Source organism: Spirosoma flavus (genome assembly GCF_054778555.1).
The window spans coordinates 977,078-988,197 of record NZ_BAAGZL010000003.1 but is presented as its reverse complement, the minus strand read 5'-3'; the positions used below and the strand labels follow the sequence as shown (position 1 = coordinate 988,197).

At 45.9% G+C, this 11,120-nt stretch carries 10 protein-coding genes; all 10 read right to left on the bottom strand.

Annotation, left to right across the window (positions count from 1 at the left end; all coding sequences use genetic code 11):
• Positions 1 to 191 precede the first annotated feature (191 nt).
• On the bottom strand, positions 192 to 653 hold the full coding sequence (locus tag ACYVF1_RS20485) for a hypothetical protein (protein WP_461082284.1): 462 nt from the start codon (positions 651 to 653) through the stop codon (positions 192 to 194).
• A 111-nt stretch (positions 654 to 764) separates the two neighbouring features.
• Complete coding sequence (locus ACYVF1_RS20480; RefSeq protein WP_461082282.1) at positions 765 to 1,904, bottom strand: 2-isopropylmalate synthase; 1,140 nt, start codon at positions 1,902 to 1,904, stop codon at positions 765 to 767.
• 261 nt (positions 1,905 to 2,165) lie between these two features.
• Positions 2,166 to 3,242, bottom strand: a complete 1,077-nt coding sequence (gene leuB, locus ACYVF1_RS20475) for a 3-isopropylmalate dehydrogenase (RefSeq protein WP_461082280.1) — start codon at positions 3,240 to 3,242, stop codon at positions 2,166 to 2,168.
• 112 nt (positions 3,243 to 3,354) lie between these two features.
• Entirely contained in the window at positions 3,355 to 4,869 is a 1,515-nt protein-coding gene (locus ACYVF1_RS20470; protein WP_461082278.1) for an alpha-isopropylmalate synthase regulatory domain-containing protein, read from the bottom strand.
• Between the two features lie 106 nt (positions 4,870 to 4,975).
• Entirely contained in the window at positions 4,976 to 5,572 is a 597-nt protein-coding gene (gene leuD / locus ACYVF1_RS20465; RefSeq protein ID WP_461082276.1) for a 3-isopropylmalate dehydratase small subunit, read from the bottom strand.
• 77 nt (positions 5,573 to 5,649) lie between these two features.
• The gene (leuC, locus tag ACYVF1_RS20460) at positions 5,650 to 7,050 is read right to left on the bottom strand and encodes a 3-isopropylmalate dehydratase large subunit (protein WP_461082274.1); all 1,401 of its coding nucleotides are present in this window, start codon (positions 7,048 to 7,050) and stop codon (positions 5,650 to 5,652) included.
• Between the two features lie 134 nt (positions 7,051 to 7,184).
• Positions 7,185 to 8,045, bottom strand: a complete 861-nt coding sequence (locus ACYVF1_RS20455) for a helix-turn-helix transcriptional regulator (RefSeq protein ID WP_461082272.1) — start codon at positions 8,043 to 8,045, stop codon at positions 7,185 to 7,187.
• A 20-nt stretch (positions 8,046 to 8,065) separates the two neighbouring features.
• The gene (gene ilvA / locus ACYVF1_RS20450; RefSeq protein WP_461082270.1) at positions 8,066 to 9,325 is read right to left on the bottom strand and encodes a threonine ammonia-lyase; all 1,260 of its coding nucleotides are present in this window, start codon (positions 9,323 to 9,325) and stop codon (positions 8,066 to 8,068) included.
• A gap of 100 nt (positions 9,326 to 9,425) precedes the next feature.
• On the bottom strand, positions 9,426 to 10,469 hold the full coding sequence (ilvC, locus tag ACYVF1_RS20445; protein ID WP_461082268.1) for a ketol-acid reductoisomerase: 1,044 nt from the start codon (positions 10,467 to 10,469) through the stop codon (positions 9,426 to 9,428).
• Positions 10,470 to 10,530: 61 nt separating this feature from the next.
• Positions 10,531 to 11,064, bottom strand: coding sequence for an acetolactate synthase small subunit (gene ilvN / locus ACYVF1_RS20440; protein ID WP_461082266.1), 534 nt, complete (start codon positions 11,062 to 11,064; stop codon positions 10,531 to 10,533).
• Positions 11,065 to 11,120 lie beyond the last annotated feature (56 nt).

The following is an 11,120-nucleotide window of genomic DNA, read 5'->3' as shown; positions in this document are numbered from 1 at the left end:
GTGGACACCTCTTCCATGTCGAACAGAGCCGTTAAGCCCCGTACTGCCGATGGTACTGCTGTCAAAGGTGGGAGAGTAGGTAGGTGCCACCGTTGATTTTGAGACAGAGGAAGGTCGTCAGCATAAGTTGACGACCTTTTCTGGTTTTATAGACTATTGAATTTAATTCTCCCTGTACAGTTGATTTTCTTTTAAGCGAACTCAATCAGATGAATTTTAGGAAGCGAGATAGTTTCCAAAAATTGCTCTTCTAGTAGATCTGCCCAAGTGTTTATGTAAATCACTACATCTTCCCGCACATTATGTTTTAGAAACCGCTTCTCTAGTGGTAGACGTGATAAAATTTGCCGATCATCGAGTTTTTCGAGATGCTTTAGGTCTTCGAGCATTAATCCAGCTCCAACCATCTGATTAATAAGTAAATCAAGAGGCATTTGACTGGTTGGACAATAATCATCGAGTTGTTCATTCCAGTCACCATATCGCTGCATAGCATAGCTGTGAATCTGATCCTTACTCAAATTCGTTAATTCTTGGGCAAGATTACCGCAATTGCAGCCACCCATATGTCCCCATTGGTAATGCACGCCATTAGTAAGTTTGTGAGCGGTTCGACGTAATGCGGCTATAAGTTCAGGTGTTGGGCGAGCCATATCAAGGTGAATTTACTAGTGAATTACTACGTGTCGTTCTTGCATGCGAAACAGTCAATCTAAGACTTTTGTTCTTCTAATAAAAAAGCCCGCTACGTAGCGGGCTCTAGATTAACGTACCAATTCCATTAAGTCTTTATCGTTAACTTCCTTGCGAATATCAGCCATATCAAGGAAGCGAGTGTAAATACCATCTAAAGTCGGTTTATCGTAACGGAAACCGAGTAATTCGAGCCGATGTTTGAGCGCATGACGACCACTACGTGCAGTCAGTACAATCAATGATTTATCTACGCCTACATCAATTGGATTCATAATTTCGTAATTCTCAGAATGCTTCAAGAAGCCATCTTGGTGAATACCTGATGAGTGTGCAAACGCGTTACGACCAACAATAGCTTTGTTAGCCTGAACAGGCATACGCATCATTTCAGATACTAATCGACTCACTGGGAATAAGCGAGTTGAGTCGATATTCGTATGTAATCCTAGCTCCTTTTTAACCTTTATGGCCATTACAACTTCTTCCAGCGACGTGTTGCCCGCCCGTTCGCCGATTCCATTTATTGTCACTTCAACCTGACGAGCTCCATTTATAACTCCTGCCAATGTATTAGCTGTTGCCAAGCCTAAATCATTGTGGCAATGTATAGAAATCGTGGCCTGATGCACGTTGGAAACGTGTTCGTAGATATATGCGATTTTCCTGCCGTATTCATCTGGCAAACAATAACCTGTTGTATCCGGAATATTAACAACAGTAGCTCCGGCTCCAATAACAGCTTCAGTTAATTGAGCTAGAAAAGCCAGATCAGCCCGGCCAGCATCTTCGGCGTAAAACTCAACATCCTCTACGTACGTCTTTGCATGTTTTACAGCAGCAACGGCCTGTTCAAGAATTTTCTCCCGAGTGCTGTTGAATTTATTTCGGATGTGAATGTCTGACGAGCCTATTCCGGTGTGAATACGTCCTCGTTTAGCCCATTTAAGTGCTTCCCCAGCCGCATCTATATCTCCTTTTACAGCCCGACTTAAAGCACAGATTGTTGGTTCAGATACAGCTTTCGAGATTTCAACCACCGAGCGAAAATCACCGGGGCTTGAAATAGGGAAACCGGCTTCAATGATGTCAACGCCAAGTCGTTCCAGCTCTTTGGCAACAACTATTTTCTCTTCAGTTGTAAGCTGGCAACCTGGAACTTGCTCACCATCGCGTAAGGTGGTATCGAAAATATAGACTCGTTGGCTCATGGGACGCTATGAATGAATGTATATCAAATTAGCAATTAAGCAAAAAGCCCTAATCCGTTCAGAAAAGGGCCTTTTTTATCAGTAATATCCTTTTCTCCGTTCTAAAAAACGATCAGGTTTTGCAGTCGGCAGGATAAAATAATAGTCATTTTGTGCTTGCGAAATTTCGCTGGTTGCGTAAATACGCTACAAAAATAGCCGTTTTTAAAATTTCTACAAGTAATGCAGAGAATTTTTTAACGAATCTACTAAGATTCTGAATTAACTATTTAAGCGTTCTAAAATTTGACAACCCATTGCGTCGGTACCAAGTATCATGTCCGATGGTGTACTGTTGTTGGCAATGTCACGGGTACGGTAACCGGCTTTTAAAACAGCATCAACAGCGTCAATCACAACTTGGGCTTCTTCTTGCAGACCAAATGAAATATCCAACAACAAAGCTACCGACAATATTGATGCCAGAGGATTAGCAACCCCCTTACCTGTAATATCGTGTGCTGAGCCATGAATGGGTTCGTATACACCTGTGCTGTCACCTACCGAAGCTGAAGCCAGCATACCCATGGAACCGGCGATCTGACTAGCTTCGTCGGTAAGGATATCACCAAAAAGATTTCCGGTAACCACTACGTCGAAACGCTTCGGATCTTTGATAAGTAACATTGCAGCCGCATCAATAAACTGGTGCTCAACTGTTACGTCGGGATACTCTGGGGCGATAGCCTGCACAACTTCACGCCATAAGCGACTACTTTCCAGTACGTTTGCCTTATCAACTGAACACAGTTTTTTACTACGTGTACGGGCCGCTTCAAACGCTTTTCTAACGATACGTTCTACTTCATATTTACTGTAAATCATCGTATCATAGGCTGTATTACCCTCATCGATACGTTCCCGCTTACCAAAATAAACGTCACCCGTTAATTCACGAAAGAATAAAATATCAGCCCCACGTAAAATTTCTGGCTTGATACTTGACGCATCGAGCAACTCGTCGAAAAGTTTAATAGGACGGAGATTGGCATACAAACCTAACTCTTTCCGCATTTTTAACAACCCCTGTTCTGGTCGGACTTTGGCCGAAGGGTCGTTGTCATATTTTGGGTGACCAACGGCACCGAATAAAACGGCATCGGCAGCCTTCATTTTGGTTAAAGTTTCGTCGGGCAGGGCAGAGCCGGTTGCTTCAATTGCTACGTGACCAATTAGCGCTTCATCATACGTAAACTCATGACCGAACTTTTGGGCGATTGCTTCCAGAACTCGCTTACCTACGGTGGTTACTTCGGCCCCGATGCCATCGCCGGGAACTACAAGGATGTGTTTTTTCATAAAAGGATTTAAAAGAGAGTTATAAAGTTGTAGAGTTATAGAGTTGTAAAGTTAGCTCTGCATGCGTCAGCCAACTTTACAACTCTATAACTCTACAACTTTATAACTCCACTTAGTCAAGTGTATTTAACATTTTTTGGGTGGCCTTTATCGCTGAAACAGTTTGGTCAGAGTCGAGACCACGAGTTTTGAACTCACGTTGTTTGTCTTTCCAGGTAATAATGGTTTCGCAAAGCGCGTCCGTTTTCCCGCCTGTTGGGATACGTACTGCGTAATCGGTCAATTCGGGCAGCGTTAACTTTTTCTTGCCGTAAATTTTCTTCAACGCGTTCATAAAGGCGTCGTACTGACCATCGCCCTGGGCATTTTCCTCAAATTGCTCTTCGGCAATACGTACACGTAACGTAGCAGACGGTTTGAGGTCTTTAGAATGGGTCAGTACGTAGTTAAGTACCTCCACCCGCGATGCAATTGCATTGGTATTCAATACGTCGGCAATGACATAAGGCAGGTCTTCGCGTGTAACCACTTCTTTCTGATCACCCAACTCGATGACACGCTGAGTAACCTTTTTAAGGTCGGCTTCCGATAGTTGAATGCCTAAATCACGAAGGTTATTTTCAATATTCGCCTTCCCCGACATTTTTCCTAAGGCGTAGCTACGTTGCCGTCCAAAGCGTTCAGGGAGTAAGGTATTGAAATACAGGTTATTCTTTTTGTCACCATCGGCATGAATACCAGCAGTTTGCGTAAATACGTTGTCGCCAACGACAGGCTTGTTATCAGGGATTCGAAGCCCTGAAAACGTTTCCACAATTTTACTGACCTGATAGAGGGACTTCTCAATAACGCCAAGTGTTACGTCGGGCATAAAATCACGTAACACGGCTATTGCGCTAGCCATCGGTGCATTGCCAGCTCGCTCTCCCAAACCATTTACCGTCAAATGGATGCCATGAGCACCCGCCCGAATAGCTTCCATTACGTTGGCAATACTCAGGTCGTAATCATTATGAGCGTGAAAGTCGAAGTGAAGATTGGGATAGCGATTTACTAGCTGACTAACAAATACATACGTATCAGAAGGAGTCAGCACACCCAACGTATCGGGCAGCAGAACGCGACGAATAGGCTGAGTTTGAAGGAAATCCAGAAACTGGAGCACGTAATCAGGCGAATTACGCATGCCGTTACTCCAATCTTCCAGATAAACATTAACCTGTAAATCAGATTTTTGAGCTTCGCTGATAAGCTTTTGTATATCGGAAAAATGCTCTGCAGGTTTCTTCTTGAGCTGGTGCGTCAGGTGATTCATTGACCCTTTGGTCAACAGATTCATCACTTTTGCCCCCGACGCTCGCATCCATTCAAGCGAGGCATCTCCATCTACAAAAGTGAGTACTTCAATTTTGTCGAGAAGTCCCACGCTTTCCGCCCAACGAGTAATCTGCTGAACCGCTTCCAATTCGCCCGCTGACACCCGCGCCGAAGCCACTTCGACCCGGTCAACTTTAACCTCCATAAGGAGCAGTTGAGCCAAAGCCAGCTTTTCAGAGGCTGAAAACGAAACTCCGCTGGTCTGTTCACCATCGCGGAGGGTCGTGTCCATAACTTCAATGTAACGCATCTTTCAAAGAGTGAAAGAGCGAAAGAACGAAAGTGAGAAAGTTGCTGACGCCAGATTATTAATTGAATTGCATCATCACTCTTTCACTCTTTCACCTTTACGCTCTTTAAAATGGTCTCGTATCAGCAAATTGCTCGATTTCTTTTTTCATCGAAAGCAGATAATCAATGTCGTCATAACCATTGATGAGGTTATGTTTCTTGTAGCCATTGATCCCGAAACTTTCGCTCTCGCCCGTAGCTAGTAACGTAATGGTTTGGGCGGGCAGGTTAACTTCAAGTTCTGTGTTAGGATCAGCGTCGATTGCTGCGAAGATCTTATCAGCAAATTCTGGACTAACTGTAACTGGTAAAATGCCTATATTCAGACAGTTGTTCTTGAAAATATCAGCGAAAAAGCTCGATACAACGCAACGGAAGCCATAGTCATAAATCGCCCAGGCTGCGTGTTCACGGCTTGATCCGCTGCCGAAATTCTTGCCGCCAACCAGAATTTTACCCGAATATGTCGGATTATTCAGGACAAAATCGGCTTTAGGCGTATCGTCGTTGTTGTAGCGCCAGTCGCGGAAAAGGTTGTCGCCGAAGCCTTTACGTTCGGTTGCTTTCAAAAAGCGGGCGGGAATAATTTGGTCCGTATCGACGTTCTCGATATTCATCGGAACCGCCGTGCTACGTAGTATAGTGAATTTATCGTAAGCCATATTTTTAGTGATGAACGACGAGAGATGAACGATGAATGAAAAGTCAGAACTTACCACTCATCGTTCATCTTTCATTACTATAAAAATTCTCTTGGATCTGTAACGACGCCAGTAACGGCGGCAGCGGCTGCTACTAATGGGCTAGCTAGCAGGGTGCGTGCGCCCGGTCCCTGACGGCCTTCAAAGTTGCGGTTCGACGTAGAAACAGCGTATTTCCCCGCCGGCACTTTGTCGTCGTTCATAGCCAGACAAGCCGAGCAACCAGGCTGACGAAGTTGGAAGCCCGCATTGGTCAAAATGTCGAGAATGCCTTCTTCTTTGATTTGTTGTTCAACGATGTGCGAACCCGGCACGAGCCAGGCCGTTACGTTATCAGCCTTCTGGCGTCCTTTTACGACAGACGCAAATGCGCGGAAATCTTCGATACGTCCGTTGGTGCAGCTACCCAAAAACACAAAATCGACTGGTTTGCCAATCATAGATTCGTTTTCAGAGAAGCCCATGTATTGAAGCGATTTTTTGTAGCTCGCAGCTCCGTCCTTCACGGCACCAGCGGCTGGAATCTGGTGGGTTACGCCCGTCCCAAGTCCTGGATTTGTGCCATAAGTAATCTGAGGCTCGATGTTAGCCGCATCGAAGGTAAGGTCAACATCGAACGTAGCGCCTTCATCGGTTTTAAGCGATTGCCAATAAGGCACTAGTTTATCCCACTGCTCGCCTTTCGGAGACAGATCGCGGCCATTTAAATAACTGAGTGTTTTATCGTCGGGAGCGATCATGCCACCCCGTGCACCCATTTCAATGCTCATGTTACAGACCGTCATGCGGCCTTCCATGCTCATATTCTCGAAAACATCGCCGGCATACTCAACAAAATATCCGGTAGCACCGCTCGCCGAAATTTGCGAAATGATGTAAAGAATTACGTCTTTTGGCAGAACGCCTTTACCCAACGTACCATTAACGGTAATCCGCATTTTCTTCGGCTTAGGCTGCATAATGCACTGCGTTGCCAAAACCATTTCGACTTCCGACGTACCGATACCAAAAGCAATCGCTCCAAATGCGCCGTGTGTTGAGGTATGCGAATCGCCACAGACGATGGTCATGCCGGGCAGCGTAATGCCGTTTTCGGGGCCTACTACGTGTACAATACCATTTTTAATATGGCCTAGCCCCCAGTGCGAAATGCCGTATTTGGTGGCGTTACGTTCCAGAGCTGCCAACTGATTGGCTGACAGTGGATCGGCAACGGGCAGGTGCTGATTTATAGTTGGCGTGTTGTGGTCGGCGGTAGCGAACGTGCGTCCGGAAAATAAAACCGGTACGTCCCGACCTTCAAGCCCCAAAAAGGCGACCGGGCTGGTTACTTCGTGAATAAAGTGCCGGTCGATGAACAGCACGTCTGGACCGTCTTCAACCTGACGAACGACGTGCGCATCCCACACTTTATCAAAGAGGGTTTTTGCGGTACTCATAGTGGTATAGAGAATATGATAACTTTCTTCAAGAATTTCTCTAGAGCAATTAGTTAGAGAAATATGGCTACAAAGTTGTCTGATTTTCTGTAACAAAGCATCTCGCCATTCGTCCAGTAAATAGCGATTTTAGTTCAGGAGGTGTGTTTGGGCGTAAAACCATACTGATCTTTATACGCTTTAATAAAATGTGATACGCTCTCGTAGCCAATTTCCATGCTCACCTCTGATACGTTCTTGGGAGTATTTCTTAGTAAAAAATGAGCATGTTCAAGTCGTTTCTGACGAATCCACTGACCAGGCGATGTGTGAAAATGAGCTTCAAAATCACGCTTGAACGCCGACAGGCTTCGCCCGGATAATCGAGACAACTCATTCATTGATAAGGGCTTCAATAGATACGTATTCATCAAATAGTCAAGGTCGGTTTTCTGTCCCTGATAAATGTGCCATAAAATCGAACGTAGCTGTTTGGACGTATCGAGCTCAAGTAAATGCAACAAGAGTTCCTGAAACTTCAGACGTAGCAGTTCATTCAGAAAAGGAGATTTTGCCCCAAAATACGGTAGTAACGAATTGATGAACGTAGTAAAAGTCGGCGAAGACGAAAACGAAAGAATAAGGTCATTAGGAAGCTCCGATGAACTTGATTGGAATAACGTAATGTGCTGGCCAACAAATTCTTTCAATAACTTCTCATTGACAAAAAATACCAGACTACGATAATCGTTGTCGATGGATTCGTTCATGGAGTAACAGCCGCGCTGAAAAAAGAGAATATCGCGCTTATGTACATGCAGTTCCTGCTTGGGTGAACTGAATTTCTTCTCACCTTCGAGCACTACGATAACGGCGTGTTCTTCAAAAAAAACTTCGTTACGTTCGGGATATACGTCACTACGGTAGGCTACAAACGTCATCTCCGAGCCATCGCCCCGCTGAATATTTAGCGACTGAAACTGATTATCCTGAATGGAAGATGGGACACGTAGCATCGAAGATAAAAAGCCATTGATTAAACCAAAAACTGAAACAAATCAGGTTGGTCGTTGAGGTATTCGAAGACGATGTTCTGATCCTGCATACGCTGAATGAGTGGTTCAAAATCCTCACGATTCTTTAGTTCGATACCTACGACAGCCGGGCCGGTTTCGCGATTGGTTTTCTTTACGTATTCGAAACGGGCAATGTCGTCGTTAGGGCCTAGTACGTTCAGGAAGTCGCGGAAGGCACCGGCTCGCTGCGGAAACCGGATGATGAAGTAGTGTTTTAGCCCTTCATACAATAGGGAACGCTCTTTGATTTCTTCGGTGCGCGTAATGTCGTTATTGCCGCCACTGACCAGACATACTACGTTCTTGCCACGAATTTTAGCGCCCAGGAAATCGAGGGCAGCAATGGTTAGGGCGCCAGCCGGTTCAGCCACGATGGCGTCTTCGTTGTATAGCTGGAGAATGGTGGTGCAGACTTTTCCTTCAGGGATTAATAGTACGTCGTCGAGGTTTTGGCGGCATACCTCAAACGTTACGTCGCCGGGGCGTTTCACGGCTGCACCGTCCACGAATTTGTCAATCTTATCGAGAGCTACTACGTGGCCTTCGTCAATGGATATCTTCATGGATGGCGAGCCAAGCGGCTCTACACCAATGAGTTTGGTTCTTGGGCTGAGTTGCTTGAAAACCGTCGATACGCCAGCGGCTAGTCCACCTCCGCCAATAGCTAACAGCAGGTAATCAATTTGAACGTTCGAATCTCTGAAGATTTCTAACCCAACCGTTCCCTGACCTTCCATCACCTGCAAATCATCGAACGGATGAACGAACGTGCAGTCGTGCGTTTGCACAAATTCCATGGCTGCATAGAATGCATCGTCATACGTATCACCGACCAAAACGACCTCTACATAATCCTTTCCAAAAAGTTTTACCTGTTTTATTTTCTGATTGGGCGTCGTGGTGGGCATGAAAATAGTGCCACGTACCGCCATTTTTCGACAGGCATAAGCCAGCCCCTGCGCGTGATTTCCGGCACTGGCACATACGACACCTTTGGCCAGGGCCTCGGGGGAAAGGTTCGCCATTTTGTTGTAGGCTCCCCGAATTTTGTATGAGCGAACTACCTGTAAATCTTCGCGTTTAAGGAAAATTGTAGCCCCGTATCGGTCCGATAGATTGAGGTTTTCCTGTAACGGCGTATGCGTAGCGATGCCCTGCAACCTTTTAGCCGCCAGATAGATGTTGTCGAGGGTGGGGATATTCGTGTCGGGCGCTACCATTTATTAGTACACAGCGGTTTACGGACATAACGCAGAGATCCACAAAGAAAATTTCTCTGCGGATCTCTTTCCTCACTAGATCTCTGCGTAATAATTATTTTTAGCTCCGCTCTGGACGTAGTGAACGAACGGCTGCACCAGCCTGCCACATCTCTGACTCGCGAAGTTCGGACAGTTCGACTTCCAGCTTCTCGCGGTAATCAGGCTGCGAGTTACGCGTGATGCTGATTTCGGCCTGCTCCTGGTCTTTCACCGAGTTATAAAGTTTTTCAAACACGGGCTTGGTTGCGTCGCGGAAAGGCTTCCACCAATCCAGAGCACCGCGCTGAGCTGTAGTCGAACAGTTCGCGTACATCCAGTCCATACCGTTTTCAGCTACCAGCGGCATCAGCGACTGGGTCAGCTCTTCAACCGTCTCGTTGAAGGCCTCCGAAGGGCTGTGGCCGTTGGCACGTAGCACTTCATATTGAGCGGCAAAAATACCCTGGATAGCGCCCATCAACGTACCACGTTCGCCGGTGAGGTCAGACGTTACTTCTTTGTAAAAATCTGTCTCGAACAAGTAACCAGAACCAACGCCGATACCCATAGCAATGGCTTTGGTACGTGCATTACCCGACGCGTCCTGATACACCGCAAATGACGAGTTCAGACCCTTGCCTTCTACAAAAAGGCGACGTAGCGACGTACCAGAACCTTTTGGAGCAACCAGGAATACATCAACATCAGCTGGGGGAACGATACCCGTTTTTTCTTTATACGTAACACCGAATCCGTGCGAGAAATACAGCGATTTACCTGGTTTCAAAGCAGCTTTTACGGTTGGCCAGAGTTCAATCTGAGCAGCATCGGAGAGCAGGAAGCAGATAATCGTGCCTTTTTCCAGTGCTTCTTCAATTTCAAATAGCGTTTCGCCCGGAACCCAGCCGTCAGCGACAGCTTTATCGTAAGTTTTGCCTTTACGTTGTCCGACGATTACATTGAAACCATTGTCGCGCATGTTCAGCGACTGACCGGGGCCCTGTACGCCATAGCCAATCACGGCGATGGTTTCGTTGGCCAGCACCTCACGGGCTTTTTCCAGCGGGAATTCTTCCCGAGTTACGACTTGCTCTTCTACTCCTCCGAAATTAATCGTTGCCATTGTTAAATTGGTTTGGTACTCTTTATGTGGGGTTACTAATTGGTACTTATTAGGGTAATTGCTACAAATAATACGCCCATTCGGCTTCGGGCAGGTACTCGACTAAGCCCTTTTCTGTCTTACCGACAGCTACCCGGCCTGAGCGAACAAATTCCAGAATCTCGTACTGTTTGAGGTAATTGAAAAAGTCGAAAATCTCCGTGTCATTGCCTGTTTTCTCAATTACTACGTAGTCAAGCCCCCAGTATACAACCCAGGCTTTATACTGCTGGTTGATGGTTTCAACATCCAGCGACTTGCTTTTCAGGGGCGTAGAAATCTTAAAAAGAGCGATTTCATTAAATACAATCTCGTCGTTGAGATAACCAAAAACAGCCAGAACTTCCACGATTTTACGTATCTGACGGACGAGTTTCTCCACTTCATCCCGAGACTCATGCTTAATGACAATCGTGAAACGGGATACACCTTTACGTTCGGTTTCCGATACAGTCAAACTCTCGATGTTGATACGTCGGCGCGTGAAAATAATCGTGATGCGATTGAGCAATCCGATGGTATTTTCAGTGAATATGCAGATAGTGTAGGTGGTCATAACTTTGCTGTCTTCTGCTGGTTTTGTTGAGAGGTACTACGTTTAGCTAAAGTATT

What these genes read in the sequence shown, in the direction of transcription:
- ACYVF1_RS20485 (WP_461082284.1), bottom strand. Translation starts at nt 653, where the DNA reads ATGGCTCGCCCAACACCTGAACTTATAGCCGCATTACGTCGAACCGCT.
- ACYVF1_RS20480 (WP_461082282.1), bottom strand. Translation starts at nt 1,904, where the DNA reads ATGAGCCAACGAGTCTATATTTTCGATACCACCTTACGCGATGGTGAG.
- leuB (WP_461082280.1), bottom strand. Translation starts at nt 3,242, where the DNA reads ATGAAAAAACACATCCTTGTAGTTCCCGGCGATGGCATCGGGGCCGAA.
- ACYVF1_RS20470 (WP_461082278.1), bottom strand. Translation starts at nt 4,869, where the DNA reads ATGCGTTACATTGAAGTTATGGACACGACCCTCCGCGATGGTGAACAG.
- leuD (WP_461082276.1), bottom strand. Translation starts at nt 5,572, where the DNA reads ATGGCTTACGATAAATTCACTATACTACGTAGCACGGCGGTTCCGATG.
- leuC (WP_461082274.1), bottom strand. Translation starts at nt 7,050, where the DNA reads ATGAGTACCGCAAAAACCCTCTTTGATAAAGTGTGGGATGCGCACGTC.
- ACYVF1_RS20455 (WP_461082272.1), bottom strand. Translation starts at nt 8,045, where the DNA reads ATGCTACGTGTCCCATCTTCCATTCAGGATAATCAGTTTCAGTCGCTA.
- ilvA (WP_461082270.1), bottom strand. Translation starts at nt 9,325, where the DNA reads ATGGTAGCGCCCGACACGAATATCCCCACCCTCGACAACATCTATCTG.
- ilvC (WP_461082268.1), bottom strand. Translation starts at nt 10,469, where the DNA reads ATGGCAACGATTAATTTCGGAGGAGTAGAAGAGCAAGTCGTAACTCGG.
- ilvN (WP_461082266.1), bottom strand. Translation starts at nt 11,064, where the DNA reads ATGACCACCTACACTATCTGCATATTCACTGAAAATACCATCGGATTG.